At 44.0% G+C, this 20,355-nt stretch carries 17 protein-coding genes and 2 pseudogenes; 8 read left to right on the forward strand and 11 right to left on the reverse strand.

Annotated elements, in window-relative coordinates; genetic code table 11:
• Window positions 1-129: 129 nt before the first annotated feature.
• Window positions 130-1,596, reverse strand: a complete 1,467-nt coding sequence (locus tag PI95_RS29550) for an MFS transporter (protein ID WP_052324808.1) — start codon at window positions 1,594-1,596, stop codon at window positions 130-132.
• A gap of 671 nt (window positions 1,597-2,267) precedes the next feature.
• On the opposite strand from PI95_RS29550, the gene PI95_RS29555 reads away from it, so the two are divergent.
• Both PI95_RS29555 and PI95_RS29560 read left to right on the forward strand, forming a co-directional pair.
• A complete protein-coding gene (locus PI95_RS29555; protein ID WP_039740229.1) occupies window positions 2,268-4,040 on the forward strand; it encodes a KAP family NTPase in 1,773 nt (590 codons plus the stop codon).
• Window positions 4,041-4,367: 327 nt separating this feature from the next.
• A complete protein-coding gene (locus PI95_RS29560; protein WP_039740230.1) occupies window positions 4,368-4,904 on the forward strand; it encodes a vitamin K epoxide reductase family protein in 537 nt (178 codons plus the stop codon).
• Window positions 4,905-5,070: 166 nt separating this feature from the next.
• On the opposite strand, the gene PI95_RS37300 is transcribed toward PI95_RS29560, so the two are convergent.
• From PI95_RS37300 to PI95_RS29595, 7 genes are all read right to left on the reverse strand, one after another.
• Window positions 5,071-5,331 carry a hypothetical protein gene (locus tag PI95_RS37300; RefSeq protein ID WP_336507635.1) on the reverse strand — a complete coding sequence of 87 codons (261 nt, stop codon included), beginning with the start codon at window positions 5,329-5,331 and terminating at the stop codon, window positions 5,071-5,073.
• A gap of 3 nt (window positions 5,332-5,334) precedes the next feature.
• Window positions 5,335-5,505, reverse strand: coding sequence for a hypothetical protein (locus PI95_RS37305; RefSeq protein WP_336507636.1), 171 nt, complete (start codon window positions 5,503-5,505; stop codon window positions 5,335-5,337).
• Between the two features lie 152 nt (window positions 5,506-5,657).
• Complete coding sequence (locus PI95_RS29570; RefSeq protein ID WP_163519305.1) at window positions 5,658-5,807, reverse strand: hypothetical protein; 150 nt, start codon at window positions 5,805-5,807, stop codon at window positions 5,658-5,660.
• A gap of 404 nt (window positions 5,808-6,211) precedes the next feature.
• Complete coding sequence (locus tag PI95_RS29580) at window positions 6,212-6,589, reverse strand: hypothetical protein (RefSeq protein ID WP_039740232.1); 378 nt, start codon at window positions 6,587-6,589, stop codon at window positions 6,212-6,214.
• Between the two features lie 74 nt (window positions 6,590-6,663).
• Window positions 6,664-7,740 carry a galactokinase gene (galK, locus tag PI95_RS29585; protein ID WP_039740234.1) on the reverse strand — a complete coding sequence of 359 codons (1,077 nt, stop codon included), beginning with the start codon at window positions 7,738-7,740 and terminating at the stop codon, window positions 6,664-6,666.
• Between the two features lie 155 nt (window positions 7,741-7,895).
• A complete protein-coding gene (psaB, locus tag PI95_RS29590; RefSeq protein WP_039740237.1) occupies window positions 7,896-10,112 on the reverse strand; it encodes a photosystem I core protein PsaB in 2,217 nt (738 codons plus the stop codon).
• A 406-nt stretch (window positions 10,113-10,518) separates the two neighbouring features.
• Window positions 10,519-11,610: a M24 family metallopeptidase gene (locus PI95_RS29595; protein ID WP_039740239.1), complete on the reverse strand. Its 1,092-nt coding sequence runs from the start codon at window positions 11,608-11,610 to the stop codon at window positions 10,519-10,521.
• Window positions 11,611-12,016: 406 nt separating this feature from the next.
• Here PI95_RS29595 and PI95_RS29600 point away from each other — a divergent pair.
• Window positions 12,017-13,522: pseudogene (locus PI95_RS29600) on the forward strand (catalase); the annotation flags it as partial.
• 148 nt (window positions 13,523-13,670) lie between these two features.
• Here PI95_RS29600 and PI95_RS29605 read toward each other — a convergent pair.
• A complete protein-coding gene (locus PI95_RS29605; protein ID WP_039740244.1) occupies window positions 13,671-13,856 on the reverse strand; it encodes a hypothetical protein in 186 nt (61 codons plus the stop codon).
• A gap of 58 nt (window positions 13,857-13,914) precedes the next feature.
• Between PI95_RS29605 and PI95_RS29610 the strand changes: the two genes are divergently transcribed.
• Window positions 13,915-15,000, forward strand: coding sequence for an RNA-guided endonuclease InsQ/TnpB family protein (locus PI95_RS29610; protein ID WP_039740246.1), 1,086 nt, complete (start codon window positions 13,915-13,917; stop codon window positions 14,998-15,000).
• 127 nt (window positions 15,001-15,127) lie between these two features.
• On the opposite strand, the gene galT is transcribed toward PI95_RS29610, so the two are convergent.
• Both galT and PI95_RS29620 read right to left on the reverse strand, forming a co-directional pair.
• The gene (galT, locus tag PI95_RS29615) at window positions 15,128-16,228 is read right to left on the reverse strand and encodes a galactose-1-phosphate uridylyltransferase (RefSeq protein ID WP_039740248.1); all 1,101 of its coding nucleotides are present in this window, start codon (window positions 16,226-16,228) and stop codon (window positions 15,128-15,130) included.
• Complete coding sequence (locus PI95_RS29620; protein WP_039740250.1) at window positions 16,207-18,063, reverse strand: glycoside hydrolase family 2 protein; 1,857 nt, start codon at window positions 18,061-18,063, stop codon at window positions 16,207-16,209. The genes galT and PI95_RS29620 overlap by 22 nt, the downstream gene beginning before the upstream one ends.
• 442 nt (window positions 18,064-18,505) lie before the next feature.
• Here PI95_RS29620 and cas10 point away from each other — a divergent pair, with 442 nt between their 5' ends.
• From cas10 to csm4, 4 genes and pseudogenes are all read left to right on the forward strand, one after another.
• Complete coding sequence (cas10, locus tag PI95_RS37310; RefSeq protein WP_163519306.1) at window positions 18,506-19,177, forward strand: type III-A CRISPR-associated protein Cas10/Csm1; 672 nt, start codon at window positions 18,506-18,508, stop codon at window positions 19,175-19,177.
• Entirely contained in the window at window positions 19,143-19,535 is a 393-nt protein-coding gene (locus PI95_RS36335) for a Cas10/Cmr2 second palm domain-containing protein (protein ID WP_039740254.1), read from the forward strand. Before cas10 ends, PI95_RS36335 begins: the two co-directional genes overlap by 35 nt.
• Window positions 19,525-19,824 carry a hypothetical protein gene (locus PI95_RS36340; RefSeq protein ID WP_039740257.1) on the forward strand — a complete coding sequence of 100 codons (300 nt, stop codon included), beginning with the start codon at window positions 19,525-19,527 and terminating at the stop codon, window positions 19,822-19,824. The genes PI95_RS36335 and PI95_RS36340 overlap by 11 nt, the downstream gene beginning before the upstream one ends.
• Window positions 19,825-19,916: 92 nt before the next feature.
• Window positions 19,917-20,259: pseudogene (gene csm4 / locus PI95_RS29640) on the forward strand (type III-A CRISPR-associated RAMP protein Csm4); the annotation flags it as partial.
• Window positions 20,260-20,355: the final 96 nt, after the last annotated feature.

Consider the following 20,355-nt stretch of genomic DNA (forward strand, 5'->3'; position numbering starts at 1 on the left):
CAAAAATGGACAGGCTTCATCCTTTGTGACTCGCTATCGTGTTGAGGATCTTTAAAACAAGCCTGTCCATTTTTGTCTACATGAGTGTGAAACCCCTGTTCTAGAAGTTAATAACAAGGAAGTGAAAACTTATTCTTTTACTTCAATCAGAGCTGTTGACTGCCTGATTGGTAACAAGGCTCGTATTAGCTGACCCAATGGCATAGAGCGCTGCTCCTGAACAAAAACTAAGGGCAGGAGGGCAAAAAGCCGTAGGAAACCTGAGAGAACAAACAACCCCAGCAAATTATTGACACCAGGTAGAGTCAACAGAAAGCTACCGACAGCGATACCTACTGCCCCAGCGATACCAGCAATTGCTCCTGCGATCGCAAAATATTTAGACTGATTATGCAGCGGTGCCATTGCCATCATCAAATTGTTGGTACACAGGTCAATTGCCGCCCACGTCCCGCCGGCTAGTACGTGCAACAAAGGTAACCAGACCCAAAAGGAAATTTGATCGGTTTGGGTTCCTAGCCACAGCAGAGGTGTTACCGCCACTAAGACTCCTACTAATAGCAGGAGCGGGCGATTCCCAATTCGGTCAGCCAGTTTGCCCCACAAAAGCAGCATTAACATGTTTGCACCAGTTCCTAAAGCGTTATAAACCGTTACCACGCTGATATCTATATCCAGGTTATCCAGCATATAAAGGTTAAAGAACGGAGCGCTGATGTTAACGGCAAAGCACCAGATGCTCAGGTAAAGCACAAACTTCAAAAAATTATCATCTTTGAGGAAACTAAAATCTATTTTCTTGGGCTGCGGTTCGGATGTGTCTAAACCCGCGACTTTTAAAAGCTGCGGATTCACATCGGTCATCCAGAACTGACACATCTGACTGATTAGCCCCAGTACAATTCCTAGAACCAAAACTGCACCGTAACCTTTAAGTGTTCCACCGGGGCAAACCGATACCGCTAGACCCAGCAACGGTACACCGACAAGGTTTGTCAAGCTGAGAATACTATTGCGAAAGCCGAAATACCGCCCCCGCAACCGCTCTTGTACTAGCACAGCCGTCCAACCAAGCCAGGGAGCGCGACCGAAAGCTTCGATGATATTAGTTCCCAAGATAATTCCCAATGTCAACTGCACTACTTGGTGTCCAGTGATATGAGATGACGTAACCAACCAAATCGCTGGCACGAGAATCAACCACACCAGCCGCGACGGCACGAAAATACAGATGAAATACCAGCGAAAGCTACTACTTCGGTCTACCAAATACGCTCCTAGCGGTTGGAGCAGATTCGTCATCTGAGGAATAGCGGCAAGCAGACCAATTTCCATAGGACCTGCACCTAGCTCTAGCAAGAAATTACTGAGCAACGCGCCGCCAATGATACTGTAAAAAATAGTAGCGAGGACACTCTCAAAAGTTAATGCCGTGAGGCTTGTCCGAATTTCTGGCTTAGAAATCTTTAAAAGCAGTTTCGGAGTTGGAGAAAGTACCGTCTCTGTTAATGCCCTATCCTCTGAGATTTCCTGAATGGGGACAGGGGGAAGAGAACTTGTTTCTACTGAAATATCATCTTCTTGTTGCCGGAGCATAGTATAAGCGCCAAAATTTCAAGAGTTAAATTGTCATGGCAACTTTTTCCCCTATAGCATTAATTAGTAAATGTTATAGAGGATTTCATAAATAAGCTCGCTCTTGCTTTGAAATTGCTCACTTATCCGGAAGGATAGCTTATACTAAGTATTAACTATTGACTGCCTTCACAGAAAAAATGGCATATAACTGCGCTTGAGCTTTTAATCAAAAAAGTCAAGAGATAGACATGATTTTGGTTCAATACAAAATTTGCGCTCTTTGCTTTATTATGATAAATATTTTCCGCAAATAATTTCTATCCTCTCTAGGAGAGAATAATTGAAAATATTTCCAACCCCTTCTTGGTAATTATTACTTTATAAAGTAATTTTTGCTCTTTAGCTGGCACTAGTACACGTAGACAGAAATCAACCTACGTTTATACAGCCAATAATTTAGGATTTCGGTTTGAATTGAACTTATTTGAGTATTCCTACATGACGTGGGGAGATATCCAAGATAGTTTGTTTGTCCATCTCAAATGACTAATCTTAAATTTTACGTTACTATGTGACCATTTGCGTATGCCTTGAGAATGTAATGTTATCTGAAAAATTCTATCTCCGGGCTAGCATTGCCGACCCTACCAACTGTGCCACGATTACAGTAGAAGTAAAAAAAGTTTCTTATGGCACAAACAGAAATTGACGATATATCAACAGACAGCTCCTTAGTTGATCCTGAAAAAGACCTGCTGGGACATGCCAGCTTCGCCAAGTATCTGGCAGACAGCATTTGCAAAATGACCTTTCCTGAAGGGTTCGTTATTGCAGTCTACGGTTCTTGGAGTTCCGGCAAATCCACACTATTGAACTTCTTAGTTCACTATCTTCAGCAAAAGCCAGATGAATCCCAACCAATCATCGTTCCTTTTAATCCCTGGTTATTTTCTGGACACCAAGACATTACAAGGAGCTTTTTTGAACAATTACAAAACGTTTTAAGCAAACAAGGATCTGTGTCCAAAGGCTTGAGAGAGAGAATAGCTGATTTTGCTAAAGTTATTTCGGAAATTCCTTTGCCTTATGCTCAAACTGGCAGGGCAGTAGCAACATTATTCGACGATAAGGAAAAGGAAGCTTCGGAATTCAAAGAAGAACTCGAAGATACACTCGAACAGCAGCAGCAGCGAATAGTTGTAACGATTGACGATATTGATCGGCTTCCTGCTAACGATATCAGGCAGTTACTTCGCATTTTCAAAGCAATACCGAATTTTACTAACGTTGTCTATGTTCTGGTCTTTGATAAAGAAGTTGTAATGAAAACAATTGCAGAAAGCAAAGAAATATCCGGAAAAGCATATTTAGAAAAAATTATTCAAGTTGCTTTTGAGTTACCTATTCCAGAGAAAATCTCACTTCGTCGGTTACTTTTTGAAAAGCTTGATGGCATATTTGCTGATACAGAAAAACAACTATTTGACCAAATTCACTGGGACAATATTTACTTTCAAGGAATAGACCATTTTATTATTAACCTCCGCAACATTGTTCATCTGACTGAGACTTTAACAGTTACATATCCAGCAGTGAAAGGTGAAGTTAATCCAGTTGATTTCATTGCTCTTGAGTCGCTGCGAGTCTTTTGCCCAATGGTATATGACACAATCATCCATAATCCTCATGCTTTTGTAGGAGAGGTAAACACTTCAATAGACGAACTGAAAAATCTCCATAATGCCTGGATTGCTCAACTGCGAGATGAGGATAAGCAGCCGATTAAAAATCTGCTCATGCACCTTTTTCCTAAGTTAAAACTCGTTTGGGGTAATAGCAACTTAGATGAAGAACAATTAAAATGGCGCGAGCAACTACGTGTATGTAGCTTAGAAATATTTCCTATCTACTTTCGTTTGACGTTCTCAACATCGGAATTATCTAATACTCAGATAAAAGCTATCCTGGCTTTGGCTGAAGATGCGGATAAATTTGGAGAACAACTGATAAAAGTTGCTAATCAAAAACGTCTAGATGGCACAACGCAACTTATAACATTTATTGAACAGTTTGAAAATTACTCTGAACAAGAAATTCCTCTGAATTGCATTCCTTCAATTGTGCTAACTTTGTTTGATGTGGGCGAAGAACTGTTGTGTGCTGAAGAGAAGTCTCAAAGCATTTTTAATTTGGGAAATGAAGTTAGAATCAGTCGTTTTATCTTGCGTTTGTTGCGTCGGCTTGAAGAACCAGTAAGGTTTGAGGTGTTAAAAAAGGCAATTACTCAAGGTAAAGCATTAGCAATAATTAATCATGAAATAGCAACACTAAAAGAGCAACAAAGTCAGTATGCAGATACATTTAACTTAGAAGAAGAATGGCTCGTGAACGCACAACACCTCAAAGAACTCGAAGAAATTGCCACCAAAAGGCAACAGTCAACTGACATCAACGATAAATAACGTAAAATCCGCATTTATATTTATTTATCACTTCCGCTCACTACTGACCGCAAGACAGTACAGTGGGAGCCTTTTTACGGAGAGAGGTGAACTACTGAATTTGTGTATCCCGCATCACATCCTTTGTTAATTATCTGAAGCGCCTCCTTACCTCTAAAGTAAGTGGTACGCATCGAATCGATTGTTGAGAATAAGAGGATTACCAGCTGACTCGCGCACAAAGCAAAAAACGCACTCTTTACGTAAAGTCTGCCGGGGGATACTCAAGAACGGCGAGCTTTACGGCTGATGTAAGCGTCAACATATACCTTATGAGGATGACAATTTATGGAGCCAAAACAACTCAGTCAGGAATTGCGTCAAGGAAAGAATCCTGACATGAGCCGTCGGCGAGCAATTATCGGTTTGTCTATGCTCGGTGGTTCAATGGGACAAATCGTCACACTTTACCAAACCGGGGTTGTTAGTCACCTACCCTCACTGCCAGTGCCGTTATTCGACGCAGACCGTGTTGACGCATCTAACTACGCTTACAGCCGATTCAACTCACCCGATGGACCAATAATGATGCTTAATTACGCCCTCACTGCTTGGCTGGCTAGTGCTGGTGGTCTTGACCGCGCTAGGCGTAACCCGTTGCTACCAATTGCAATGGGCATCAAAATCCTCATCGACTCAGGCGTTTCCCTGGAACTGGCTCGTGAGGAGTGGAGTGAAAACAAAGCGTTTTGCGACTACTGCCAGGTTGCGACTGTTTGCTCGGTAGCCTCGTTGGTACTCGCTATACCCGAAGTACTCACTGCGGTTCGCACCCTGCTTGGTCGCCGTAACAAGAACAATGCATCTAGCAGCACGCAACTTTGACCGATTAAGATTGAGAGCTACAAGTTATACTTGTAGCCCCTATCCTAATTTTTGAGCCACGAGCGCACCTTAACTTTGGGAATATGCGTATCCCAAAATTAAGCTGTGTTTAAAGGCAGTTTACTGTTAGCAGCAAGTCCCCACTGATAACAGTAAACAATTTCAATTATGAATGTTGATAAACATCCCAATATTGAATATGGTGTTTATCCAAGATTGCTTGTGCGCTTTGGATATCGTTATCTGTACCTTCTACTATCACCAAATAATCACTTTGAATCAGGCGATCAATATAAACCCTAGCTCGTTCCTCTGGAATGCCTAAATCAGCAAGTGCCTTGATTAAATTATTAGTTGCTGCGGCTCCCACAGCAACACCAGCTACGCTTGTAGCTAGTGCCGCGCCAACAGAACCTGCTGCTATCACAGCTCAATAGCCAGGAATGGCTAGACTGCTCAAACCTACGAAGAAGCTACCCCAGGTACTTGCAGTCAGAGTATCTGCAACCGCACTTGTGGAACTATTTACATCTTGATCGCCAATGCGATCGCTTACCTCAGCTTCACCAACCTGTTCAATTTTGTCTGCATATGAAAGCAATCAGGGAAAATTTTTCCATCGTCAAGCCTGAAGCTTTCAATTCATTGATTGCTTGCTCTGCTTCTTTACGGCTTGAAAAGAAGGACAACAGCGCGTTTTTCTGGGGTTTCACAAAAACTAGACAAAAATGGACAGGCTTGTTTTAAAGATCCTCAACACGATAGCGAGTCAAAGGCGTGTCGCCGGACAGAATCTTCTGTCCGGCGAACCGCCGCCTCAGATGTTCGCGCTTCGCGTCTGGTGAAGGAGAAGCCTGTCCATTTTTGTCCGGGTGAGCGTCCAAGGGCATTTGTTGCTATCATATATTCCTTATAAGTGCAATTTTTAACGAATGAAACTGCATTATTTTATGGATATTTATCTTTTCTTTTTATGGTTTTATTTATAAGATTCATCGCTCTAAAGATGTAGTCTATAAGTACGATTAGACACTCAATTATTTGACGTTGCTTTATTAATATAAGTTTCAATATTAATTAATATAATATTTATAAATTTTATCTTTTGTGCCTCAAGTGGAGCATTTGCACTCACATCTCCATCCTCATAGTTTTCGTTCTAGTCAATCGTCTTGATATCGTCGATTTACAGGAGGATCGCTCGTTGCCAATCTCCTAAAGTTAAGTATAGATGTATACGTAATAGATTGGGGTTATCCTAGCCGTGGCGATCGCTGGCTGACTCACTACGACTAGATCGAGTAACCTTAAATTGTCTGTTGCATTTCTACGCTATCGCCTGACTTCGAGGGCCATCTCACAGTAACAATAGTACAGTCAGACTCAGCAACCCAAGTATGCGCTACACCTGCACACCAAAGAACGTAGTCACCCTCACGCGATAGGACAATTTCTCTATCCTCAAACTTCAGGCAAAACTTTCCATTGATGAGGATGGAAAGTGTGGTGGCTTGGTGATTGACTGCCCACTCAGTTCTGCTGTCACCATATGAGTGAACACCCCATTTCACTTCTAGGTCTTCGGTGGAACGCAGATCGTCAAGAGGGCTGATAAAGTGACCAAGGAACCAGCCCCCACGATTTGCTTTTTCTTCTTTGGCGTTTCCAAAAACAACTTTAGTCATTAGTTAGTTGGAGCGTTGTTAGTTGTCAGTTGTCAGAGTAATTTAGCCTACTCTTGCGATTCCCAATCTAAAATCTAAAATCCAAAATTGGTAATCGGCACTAAAATTCGTCCACTGTAACCAGCTTGGTTGTATTGTTCAAGGATATTCGTTGCGATCGCTTTCCCCTCACCTGCTGCAACCAAAGCTACACAAGCACCGCCAAAACCTGCACCCGTTAGCCTAGCACCAAACACTCCCGGAGTTTTCTGTAACATCGCTACCAGCGTATCTAGTGCAGGTACTGATACTTCGTAATCATCCCGCAAACTAGCGTGGGAAGCGTTCATCAATTCCCCAAAGCGCGAAGATGATACTTCCTGCACAGCTTCCAAAACGCGATTATTTTCTGTAACTACGTGACGGGCGCGATGTCGTAGCGGTTCTGGTAACTCTTGGACAGCATCCGCATCAGTAATATCTCGTAGCGCCTTTACATTCAGCAACCGTGCCGCTTCCTCGCACTCAGCACGACGCTGGTTGTATCCACTACCGGCAAGCGTGCGAGGTACGCCGCTATCTATCACCACAATCTCTGCTTTGTTGGGGAAAGGCAGTACGCGCCGTTCTAAAGTACGGGTATCTAAAAACAAGATATGCTCAGTGTCAGCCAAACTGGAAGCCATCTGATCCATGATACCGCATTGCACACCAGCATAGTGAATTTCCGCTTGTTGTGCGAGTTGGGCAATTTCCACATCATTGACAGGAAGGTTGAGAAGTTGACGCAATGCCCGCAGTATAGCAACTTCCAAAGCTGCACTGCTAGACAAACCCGAACCCATTGGAACGGAAGATTTGACGTACAAATTCAGCGGGGGTATTGTGTTTGGTGCTGATTTCAAAACCTCGATACAACCAAAGATGTAACTTGCGAATCCAGAGGGTGTATTATTGTTTTCGGAAATGCTAACTTTTTCGTCTAAATCTTCAGAATAAAAATGGTGTTGTCCATCAGTACTAAAACCAACTTGTACCGTTGTGGATTGAGGAATTGCTGTTGGGAGCACGAAGCCATCATTGTAATCTGTATGTTCACCGAGTAGGTTTACCCTTCCTGGTGCGCTGGCTTGGTTTTGTGGTAGTTGACCAAATATTTGTTGAAAATCCATAGTGCTTTGTTAATAGCAAAAGCATAAAATATTGCACATTTGCTTATAGTTTTACACTACCAGCTTACGCCGAGGTGTCAAATCAAAAATAAATCCCCCTCTAGTTTCGCGGACTAGAGGAGGAAATGGCTAAAGGTCAAAGGATATCAAAAATTTCAATTAAATTTGCCAGCAGTAGAGGCAATAAGGAATGCTGCGTAGGTGAGGACGTAGCCAACTGTAAAGTGAACTAGACCCGTCAACCAACCTTGGACGATGGACAGAGCTACAGGCTTATCCTTCCAACGAACCAGGTTTGCTAGTGGTGTGCGCTGGTGTGCCCAAACCAGAGTCTCTATCAACTCTTGCCAGTAACCTCTCCAGGCAATGAGGAACATGAACCCGGTTGCCCAAACCAGGTGTCCGAAGAGGAACATCCAAGCCCAAACGGAGAGGTTATTCATACCGTAGGGGTTGTAACCGTTAATCAACTGAGCAGAGTTAGCCCAGAGGTAATCGCGGAACCAGCCCATCAGGTATGTAGAGGATTCGTTGAACTGAGCGACGTTGCCTTGCCAAATCCCTAGATGCTTCCAGTGCCAGTAGAACGTTACCCAACCAACGGTATTGAGCGCCCAGAATATAGCGAGGAAGAAGGATTGTTCCCAAGCAGAGGTTTGGCAGGTACCACCCCGACCAGGACCGTCACAGGGGAAGGCAAAACCAAAATCCTTCTTGTCGGGCATTAACTTAGTACCACGGGCATCCAACGCACCCTTGACACAAATCAGGACAGTTGTGTGGATAGCCAGAGCGAAGGCGTGGTGTACTAAGAAGTCACCAGGACCAATGGTCAAGAACAGGGAGTTAGTGCTGTTGTTAATAGCATCCAGCCAGCCTGGTAAATAGGTAGCGCCAGCAGTGGAAGCAACGCTATCTGGGTTGGACAGTAGAGTGTTCAAGCCGTACAGTACTTTACCGTGAGAAGCTTGAACAAACTGAGCAAACACCGGCTCAATCAAGATTTGCTTTTCCGGAGTACCGAAAGCAACTACTACGTCGTTGTGTACGTACAAGCTCAAGGTGTGGAAGCCCAAGAAAAGGGATACCCAGCTAAGATGCGAGATAATCGCTTCTTTGTGCTTCAGCACGCGGTCAAGTACGTTGCCCTTGTTCTGATCTGGATCGTAGTCTCGTATCCAGAAAATCGCAGCGTGGGCGAAAGCACCGACCATGAAGAACACAGCGAGGTACTGGTGGTGAGTGTACAGACATGCCTGGGTTGTGTAGTCCTTACCGATAAAGGCGTAAGGAGGCATTGCGTACATGTGCTGCGCTACCAAGGACAGAGCAGTACCTAATGCTGCCAGGTGTATAGACAACTGGAAGTGCAAAGAGTTGTTATAAGTGTCGTACAGTCCTTGATGAGGCAGGTTGAACTGTCCTTCAGTTTGGATGCCAAAGAAGTTCTTGGCGTTCAGCATTTCTTTGATGCTGTGACCAATACCGAAGTTAGTCCGGTACTGGTGACCGGCAATGATGAAGATGACTGCGATCGCTAAATGGTGGTGTGCCATATCGGTCAACCACAGCGATTCAGTCTGAGGATGGAAACCACCCAAAAATGTCAGAATTGCAGTCCCTGCACCTTGTGATGTACCAAACAAATGGTTGGGAGTGTCGGGGTTAATAGCGTAAGCACCCCAGTTACCTGTAAAGAAAGGGACTAAACCTTCTGGATGGGGTGGGGTCGTTAGGAAGTTATTCCAGCCTACGTGAACACCACGTGATTCAGGGATAGCAACGTGAATTAAGTGACCTGTCCAAGCTAAAGAACTGACACCAAACAGACCTGCTAAGTGGTGGTTTAAACGGGGTTCAGCACTCTTAAACCAAGACAGGCTGGGACGGTACTTGGGTTGTAAGTGCAACCAACCAGCAAACAGAAATACTGCCGCCAACAGTAGGAGGAACACTGAACCCATATACAGGTCATTGTTCGTCCGCATCCCGATGGTATACCACCAGTGGTAAACACCAGAGTAAGCAATATTAACTGGATAGTTAGCCCCACCTTGGGTGAAAGCTTCGATTGCTGGTTTACCGAAGTGAGGGTCCCAAATTGCATGAGCGATCGGGCGGATATGAATGGGATCTTTAATCCACTGTTGAAAGTTACCTTGCCAAGCTACGTGGAACAAAAGGCTAGATGTCCACAGGAAAATGATTGCCACATGACCGAAGTGTGTAGCGAAAATCCTTTGGTAAAGATTTTCTTCTGTCATCCCGTCATGGCTTTCAAAATCATTTCCCATAGCCATCGCATACCAGATCCGACGTGTAGTCGGGTCTTGTGCAAGATCCTGGCTAAATTTAGGAAATTTTGTTGCCATTTATTTTACTGACATTCTCCCTAAATGGTAATCAAAGTTGCTAGTTCTACTGAGCCAGCAACACTTGCAATTGAATAAACACTTTTTCAGCCTCAATCAAAGGTCAATCTAATAGAAACAGTAGAAGTGGCGAGTATGAGGATAAAAAAGGCTTAATTCCCGGATTTACATCTCCATGCAGGATGAAATAATTCATCTCGGTAGGAGCAATAATCAAATTTAACTACCATTACTTCAATTAAATTTCCTACTTTAGGAGGAGATTATTATTAAATTTGCTTGTATTTGTGAACACAGCTTAAATACTATAAGTTCCTATCACAATCCTCGGCTTTCTTTATGAAAAACCGCTCTGAAGAAAGTGCTGGTAGAGTATAACAGTTATTTTGGCAAATAATTTTAACTTTTATGAATTATGTAAAGGTATAGGACGCAATCTTCCTTCTACCTCCACGCTAGGAAAACTTAAATCAAAAGTCATATTTTCCAACTTTCCATCACCAAGAATCACAAAAGTATCTTCAATCTTTGCCCCTGGTAAACTGGGATTCCAAGCTACAGCCATGTTTTCTGCTAAAGTATCTTTTGTCAATGGATTTGCGACAACTTCCCGCGCTAAATACCCGGTAGTTCCTCCTTGGTGATGTTCGCGAATGGCATTGGGAAATCCGTGTTGTTCGTAAGCAACTGCCAAGGCGTGATAAACTTCGTCCAGAGTAGTTCCAGGTTTGCACATGTTCAGCGCTTGAGCTTCAATTTCGCGGACATGACGGTGTAAATCAGCGCATTCATCCGAAAGCGCACCAAAACAGACAAATCGTGTCAAATTTGCATACAAACCGTATCCCCTAGCGCAAAACACCATCATTGCTTGCCGTCCAATCTGTTCGCCAGTCGGTGTAGCATGACGGTATAGCGGTAAACGTCTCTCACCGGCTACCAATGTCAGCGCTGGATGCAAACCAGAAGCCCACAACGCCTCTGCACCCGCACCCGCTAACTGATATTCTGTCCAGGTAGGCTTGGCGGCTTTGAGTACCTCTGTCATCGCAACGCTAGCTTTTTGCCCTACTTGGCGATATCGCTCAAGTTCACTTGACATCATTACTCTTTTATGCTGCTGCAAAGATGAAGGTAATGGCTTTTCTATTTGAGCGATCGCACGATCGGTTAAAATTTTTCCCCCAGCCGTAACATCGCGCACAAAAGACTCACGGGCATCAGCATCAGCCCAAGGGTTGACGTGCAACTTGAAATTAACTGGCAATTCTTCATCCACAAGACGCTGCGCCTCAATTTCATCCGTCAATATCCAAGCATCTTGGGCAGTTACCAGCACTTCTGCTACCCCGGTTTCAGCGGTAAGCAGCACGGTGTTAGAAGCGCCAGCAGTCGCCCAAGCAAACCAGTCTGTACCGCGTAATCGCACACCTTGCGCCTCTGTTTGGCTGAGGGTTTGGCGAATTAATTCCAACTTGATAGAAACTTCTTCATTCATAGAGGATTCATATTAAAACAAAAATATCTTTTCAAGGGAAAAATGCTCACATCTCCCTCGGCTATATTACCGTTCTTTGAATATGAGCAGACAACCATCGTGAATTTATTGCAAAGCAACTATTCAAAATATGCACTTCAATTTAAAAAATTTATTTCTAGCGAAAGGATAGTTTTAGATTAAGTTTGAATGTAACTAGAAATACAAGCAAAATCATTCTTCACTCTTTTGCTGTTTGTAAAGTAGCCATGCTTACAGACAAACTTAAAATTTTATTTATCTATCGATAGTGAAAGCCTTTATAAATTCTACTAAAATTGGAAACTTAGAACAACAACATTCCAATTTTCCTTTTATCTGAATACCCTGCTAGCAAAGGGCAACTTTTGTCTTAGGTACGATGCATATGACAGACAATCAAAATAACGAAGGGCTGGGCAACGAAGAGGAAATCCTGACAAACCGCCAAGGTCATCCAATATCTGATAACCAGAATACACGGACTGTGGGTGACAGGGGTCCGACAGTACTTGAAAACTACAACTTCCTAGAAAAGATCAGCCACTTCGATCGCGAACGCATCCCAGAGCGCGTAGTTCATGCGCGAGGAGCGGGCGCTCACGGCTTTTTTGAGGCTTATGGTAAAGTTGGCTCGGAACCTGTGAGCAAATACACACGCGCCAAGCTTTTCCAAGAAAAAGGTAAAATCACGCCGATGTTTGTTCGTTTTTCCACCGTCACTCACGGAGGTAATTCACCTGAGACACTCCGCGATCCGCGTGGGTTTGCGACAAAGTTTTACACCGAAGATGGAAACTGGGATTTGGTGGGAAATAACCTGAAAATCTTTTTTATCAGAGATCCAATCAAGTTTCCTGACCTAATTCATGCCTTTAAGCCAGACCCAGTTACTAACCGTCAAGACCCCAACCGCATATTTGATTTTATCAGCCACACGCCTGAAGCAATGCATATGATTACGTGGTTGTTCAGTCCGTGGGGAATTCCTGCCAGTTACCGATTTATGGAAGGCTCAGGTGTAAACACTTACAAATGGGTTAATTCTGACGGTGTAGGGCATCTAGTCAAGTACTTCTGGATTCCCAAGCAAGGGGTAAAATTCCTGACTCAAGCCCAGGCTGAGGAAATTCAAGCTAAGAATTTTAACCATGCGACAGAGGATTTATACGACGCGATTGAGAAGGGTGATTATCCTGAATGGGAGTTTTGCGTGCAAATCATGTCTGACGACGAACACCCCGAACTCGATTTCGATCCACTAGATCCAACAAAAATCTGGTCGCCAGACCAATTTCCCTTGTTACCTATCGGACGAATGGTTCTTGATAAGAATCCTGTTAACTATTTTGCTGAGGTTGAGCAAGCCGCGTTTGGTACAGGTGTGTTAGTTGACGGGTTAGACTTCTCAGACGATAAATTGCTTCAAGGTCGGACTTTCTCTTACTCAGATACTCAGCGTTACCGCGTGGGACCAAATTACCTCCAGTTACCGATTAATCAACCAAAAACACCGGTTGCTACCAATCAGCGTGATGGTCAGATGACTTACCGCGTTGATGGTGTCGAAGCAGGGGAGAACCCCCATGTGAATTACGAGCCAAGCAGTCTTGGCGGACTCAAAGAAGCGCCGAAATCTGGCAAAGCTCACACTCCCTATGTTCAAGGTCCAGTCATAGGTCAAAAAATCAGCCGAACCAACGATTACCAGCAAGCTGGCGATCGCTATCGTACCTTTGAGGACACAGAACGCGATGACCTGATTTTAAACCTTGTTACACAGCTCAAACGGTGCAACCCAGATATTCAAGAGCGGATGGTGGAACACTTGACACAATGCGATCCAGAATACGGTACACGGGTGCGAGAAGGACTCAAGCAAGGCGAAGAAAATATGTAAATAATTACTTGAGTAATCTTTGACAATACCAGCTTGCGGTTATACGTATTATGCAGGTCACGCATCTTGCCTGACTGAGTATAGATAGTGTTACGGAGGGTTAAAAACTGTAACTTAATTCCACAGACATTGCTACCCATTACTAGTCATTTTTGGGTAGCTCTGATATAAGTTGGTCAACAAACTCTCTTAACCGTTCTTGCCAGTCAGGGACGGTTTTAAGCTTTTCTTTTTGTCCCTCGTACCCTCTAAATGCAATTACTTCCTTGTCTAAAGGTCGTTTCAATCTTTTTCTTGCACCAAGTTGATTATTTTTTTGAAAAGGCATTACAACAAATGTGTATGTATGTTAACATACATATAGCATTAAAAATAAGGTCGAGTCAATGCTTTTAGGTTTCAAAACGGAGTTGAAACTAAATAATCAACAGCGTACAGCGTTTGCTAAACATTGTGGAGTAGCACGCCATGCTTGGAATTGGGGTCTTGGTTTGACAAAACAAATTCTTGACCATAACAAAGCCAATTCCGATTCTAAAATCAAATTTCCTAGTGCTATAGATCTCCATAAATGGTTAGTAGCACTAGTGAAATCTGAAAACGAATGGTACTATGAATGTTCTAAGAGTACTCCACAGCAAGCTTTAATGGCATTGCGTGAAGCTTGGAAACGATGTTTTAACAAAACGGCTGGTGTTCCCAAATTCAAGAAAAAAGGTAAACGTGACTCTTTCACGCTGGAAGGTACAGTCAAAATCTTAGGCAACAATAAAATCCAAGTACCTGTAATTGGTGTTCTCAAAACTTATGAAAGATTGCCACAAGTCAAACCAAAATCGGTCACAATTAGCCGTCAATCTGATAGATGGTTTATCAGTTTTCGGTTTGAAGTCGAAACTCAATCATCAAACAATACAAGCGTTGTAGGCGTTGATGTTGGTGTGAAGAACCTTGCCATACTGTCTACTGGTGAAGTGATTGAAGGTGCTAAATCTTATCGCAAACACGAGCAAAAATTAGCCCAATTTCAATTTTTGAATCGTCACAAAATTAAAGGTTCTAAGAACTGGAGAAAGGCGCAAACCAAGATAGCTAGGTTACATAGAAAAATTGCCAACATCCGTCGAGATACATTACACAAACTGACGACATTACTAGCCAAAAACCACGGTGTAGTTGTCATAGAAGACCTTAATGTGTTTGGAATGTTGGCTAACCACAAGCTTGCGAAAGCCATAGCTGACATGTCTTTCTTTGAGTTCCGTCGCCAGTTAACCTATAAGTGCGAACTATACGGCTCTAAGCTGGTTGTGGTTAATAGATGGTTTCCAAGTTCCAAAACTTGCTCTAACTGTGGAGCAAAAAAAGAAACACTCACTTTGGATGAGCGAGTGTTTGAATGTTTTAAGTGCGGTTTCGTCATTGACCGGGACTTGAACGCTGCAATCAATTTGAGTAAAGCTGTCAGTTAGACAGTGTTAGCCTGTGGACTAGTGAGTGCCGACACCGCCAGAATGAAGCAGGAAGTAAACGAAACCCAAAGTAGATATTTCCAGCAATGGGTAACTTTGGGTAGGTATTATATAACGGATAAAGTTATCACAACCGGACTGGCGTTTGGAGATTCACCACGACTGCTTGCAACTCCTTCGCCTTCTCCTCTGGAAGCGCATCATTCGCAAACATTCCCGCTGCGAGTTCAGTTCCCGCCAAATACTTCAGCCTTTCGCTTGTCCGATATGGTGGGTAAAACTGAGCGTGTAAATGCGCTTCGGGATGTGCTTGTCCGTCAGTTGGTGCTTGGAACCAAGCCATCAGATAAGGAAACGGGCGATTCCACAAACCGTCATATTTGAGAGTGACAGTTTTTAAGGCTTTGGCAAGTCCCTGACGTTGTACGTTTGTAAGATCCATGAACGTGGGAACAGGTTTAATTGGCGCAATCCAAACTTCATAGGGGTAACGAGCGCATACCGGGACGAATGCGATCGCATACTCATCTTGATAAAGAATCCGCTGATTGTCAGCAATCTCCTTTTGAATCAAATCTTCTAGCAAACCCCGCTGATGTTGCTGGTAAAATTGCCGCTGTTGCTCCAACATCCGTGCTGGATGTGGCGGTATAAAAGGATAGGCGTAGATTTGCCCGTGGGGATGGTGCAAAGTAACGCCTACTTCTACGCCTTTGTTTTCAAACGGTAGCACGTACTGAATTTGCGGATTTTCTCCCAAAACGCGAGTGCGATCGCCCCACACTTGCAACAGCAAATCTAGATGATCCAGTGACAAAGAACTCAGAAAGGCGTTGGGGTCTTGCGTAAAAACCACTACCTCACAGGCTCCGTTGGCAGGCATAGTTTCCACAATGTTGGCTGGCGGTTCGCGTGCTGTCACCGCCATTGACGCAAAGCGGTTATCGAACACTGCCACATCATACTTACCTTGAGGTAGTTCCGTCGGAAACTCAGGATTGGTCGTGGGTGCTAGCGGGTTATACTCTGGAGGCGGCATGAAAGTCCGCCCCTGACGATGACTCGCATAAGCCACCCATTCACCGCGTAACGGGTGCCAGCGCAGGTGGGGATTTGCCCGCACTGGCTCGTTACTGGGGCTAGTGGCGATGATATTATCCGAAATTGGGTATCGACTGTATAATGTCAGTTGACGTCCATCTGGCTTTAACAGCTTGTGGGAGTACATAAACCTCCTGAAAGGGTTGCAGCGCGAATCGCCTCAATGGGGAATTTCGGCGTGCGATCGCTATACAACAATCCGTTTGCTTCTTGAAAGGTATCCGTGAACTGCGTATAACAAAAGCCGCTGAATATCTCAATACTATTGATACTTTCCAGCAGCGCGGTATATTTCATTTCTAGCTCGGAGATATTCCAGCAGCGCTCATATCCCCAAACTTTGTTAGCATCGGGGTTAGTCTCAGGAGCATAGGCAATACCGCCAAACTCGGTCAGCATTATTGGCTGTCCTTGATGAGGATAGTTGTCTAAGGTCAAGATACGCCCTCCGGGACGCTTGCGATCGAATAAATCTGATAGCTTGACTTCCGGTCCATAGCGAGCAGTCAAGTGAGAAGGATTCGTGTCATAATCATGCAGAGCGAGAATGTCAGTATCTGTACTTTCCCAGCCATCGTTACCAATTACTGGGCGAGTCGGATCTAGCGTCTTTGTCAAGTGAAACATTGCTAAAACGTAGTTCCGGTGAGCTTGGGTTTCGACCAGATTCGGAACTCCCCAAGATTCGTTAAACGGCACCCAAGCCACGATACACGGGTGGTTGACGTCACGTTTGATGACTTCAGTCCACTCTTTGGTGGTGCGCTCAACTGCTTTAGGCGAGAAGCGATAGGCACTGGGCATCTCCTCCCATACTAACAGCCCTAACACGTCTGCCCAATATAAAAAGCGGGGGTCTTCAATTTTTTGGTGCTTGCGTACTCCGTTGAAACCCATTGCTTTGGCGAGTTCTACATCTCGTCGCAACGCTTCATCATCGGGTGCGGTCATGAGGCTATCATGCCAGTAGCCTTGATCGAGAACCAACCGCAAATAGTAGGGACGACCGTTAAGCATAAAGCGATCGCGCTGAATGCTCACAGTCCGCATTGCTGTATAAGTTTTAATTTCATCCAGCAGTTCGCCTTTATACCACAATTCTATATCAGCATCAATCAGCGTCGGCTTTTCCGGACTCCACAGCAATTCGTTGCGGTAGTCGTCGATACCTGGGTCGGAAAGGGCAATGCGGCGGGTAACTTCGCCGTTGAATACTTCATAAGTATCGTTCGCCAGCAGGCGATCGCCAACGCTCAGTTTTACCTTTATTTGTATCCCCGAAGCTGGAGCATCACCTGCTAAAGCCGCGTAACAACCAATTTCCCACCGCTCGAAGTCGGGAGTCCAGCGGATGTGATCTATATAAGTCGCACCCACACGTTCAACCCATACAGTTTGCCAAATACCGCTGGTGCGAGGATACCAAATACTGTGCGGTTCAAGCTGCCAATCTTGCTTTCCTCTAGGTTTGGCTAGGTCTAGAGGATCGTCAGAAGCCCAGACTGTTACTTTTGTTATGCCGCTGTCATTCAAGACATGGGTAATATCGAGGGTGAAATTGGTATGTCCACCTTCATGTTCAGCTATGTATTGACCGTTAACCCAGACACGAGCGCGATAATCTACAGCACCGAAGTGCAGCAATAACCTACCCTCGCCTGGAGGAGTTTCAAATTCTCGCTCGTACCAGCAATTTGGGTGAAATCCTGTGTCCCCAATACCACTTTTGGTAGATTCGGGAGCAAAGGGAACTTCTATATAATCTGTCCACTGACTAATGTCGCTGGGTTGAATGCATTTGCCTTCGTCATCAAATGCGAACTTCCACAGACCGTTTAGATTTTGCCAATGCGATCGCCGCAACTGCGGACGCGGGTATGCCGTTTCTCTCAAACCGAAATTCGTCTGATTATCGGCATTAGAGGTTAGTCCGACCTCAAGATTGTCTAACTTCAACTTCATCGAAATCTCTTCTCAACTCTGCTACAGAATGAATTTGGGAAAATTCGCCTTTTTTTCAAGGTTTACAAATATTGCCCGTATTAACTCAAACCACACTATCCCGTGGCAGTAAATGTCGTCGGGGTGGAGGGCATGGGTTAATGAGCGCGATCGCGCACTTGCCCTTTGATTGGGGGTGTCAGAGCGCGGTATTAACTTTTGGCTCGTGACATTATGGCACAACTTCGGGAAATGCGATCGCCATGAGTGGGGGAAAAAATCAGAATAAATTTTTGTTGCCTGACATCAGCAAACTGCCCCCATATCAACTATTTTAAAGGCGGATTTGTTTAGCCAATTTTTTTTTGGCGAAAAATATCGATGAAGGTAGGGGGTAGGTGGGGACCCCTCAAATGAGTCCCCGTCCTTAAGGACGGGGACTCATTTGAGGGGTTTCAAGCGCGTGTACCCTACTATCCCTTATCCTCAAGAAGAAAAGCCAAGTTCAGACGACTTACAAGCGTTAAAGCAGCAAATTCACGAAAAAATCAAGTTTATTGAAAATAGCCCAGATAATTGGCAAAACTTATCGCTGTTAATGCTGATTTTAGAAAAGTTCGGTTCCTTTATCAGCTTTGGGGAAGCGGATGTAGCGTTGGTAGATAAAGCGAGAACTACTGCTGCGGTTGCGAGTGCGATCGCGCTTGCGCGTATGAGTCAGTTCGCAAATAATCCCGACGCAACTAAACTTAGTATCGTTGCGGGTGACTTATCGGGAATTCAGAAATTTATCTACACGATATCTTCCGATGGTGCGTTAAAATCCCTTCGCGCACGCAGTTTTTATCTAGAATTGGTGACGGAGGAAGTTGTTCAGCGACTACTTAGCAAATTAAAGCTTCCCCGCACCAATGTTATATATGCGGGTGGTGGAAACATCTATATATTGGCACCAGGTACTGACGCAACAAAAGATATTATAAAACAAGTTCGGATACAGTTTAACCAATGGTTGCGAAAAGAATTTCAAGGACAAGTTTACCTTGCACTCGACAGTTCAAAACCGTTTCCCATTGCAGATATTGCCAGCGAAGGTAAATTTGCACAACATTGCTTATACTGGACAAAACCCTGATATAACACTTTCGGGTGGAGTCAGTATTAATGATGCAAAATTTCCGCTTTACCAAGCAGCAGAAGAATCGGGAGACGCTGAAGAGATTGCCAAAGGTAATGGACGAGATAGTTTGTGTTTATTCGGTCAAGTATTTAAGTGGGATGAATGGTTAGGTATTGATAATATTGAAAAAATTAATTCAGATACTCAAGATTATTTAAAGTCAGAAGCCAAGCCGAATTTGTTAGGGATAATGCCTTTTGTTGAACGTTTAGAATTACAGCAAATTGGACTAAAGTATTCACGGAACTTTGTGCGTAACTTGCTAGCAACAGCGCAAATTCAAGAACAAGCTTTGAAAAACTTTGTTTGGTGAGGAAGCTAATAAATCAGAGGAGGCAAAAGGAACTCGCTATTATTTACATCTCCCAAAAATCGCTTATACTCTAGCTAGATTGCCGAGAGAGGTACTAAAAGATGATGATTTTCGTCAATCATTGAAAAATCCTTATAACGCTCTTTATTTTCGAGCGATCGCACTCGCTATTAAGGAAGACGATGCGCTTGGGGGACATGGTTCACGCGGTTACGGTTCCGTACTATTCGGTGAATTTCCAATTTACAATAGCGCAACTTTGCACCCCGGTCAATCTGGGTTACAATAAATTGCACCTATCGCCAACACGCAAGCATTATTAGAAAACTTTGCACGTCTGCGTGACGACATTCAACGACGACTTGCACCAGGGGGTTAATTATGACAACTTGGAAGCTGGTTAAACTCAACTTTGGGCGATCGCCTGTTCACTTTGGCGAGTTGGGTATTGGTATGGAAGAGTCGAAAGAACGGGTGCGTTCGGATACATTATTTAGTGCTTGGGTAAGTGCCTATGCGCGGTTATTTGGTAAAGAAGCAGTCGAAGCACTGTTACAGGAGTTTCAGCAAAATACACCCGTGCGGATGAGTTCGACCTTCATCTATCGAGAAGTTAATAAGCAAACAATTTTTTACCTCCCACGTCCTCTAAAATTCCCGATTAACAAACAATGACAACGATTTGGCATTTTTCAAAACATACAAAGGACTAAACTACCTACCCCCCTGCAACAACCCACGACAAATTAGGACACATTGTTTTAAAGATCCGCAACACCCAACCAATTACTCGGATGTTCGCGCTTCGCGTCTAAGAGAA

It is taken from the genome of Hassallia byssoidea VB512170 (genome assembly GCF_000817785.2).
Classification (GTDB): Bacteria; Cyanobacteriota; Cyanobacteriia; order Cyanobacteriales; family Nostocaceae; genus Hassallia; species Hassallia carrinoi.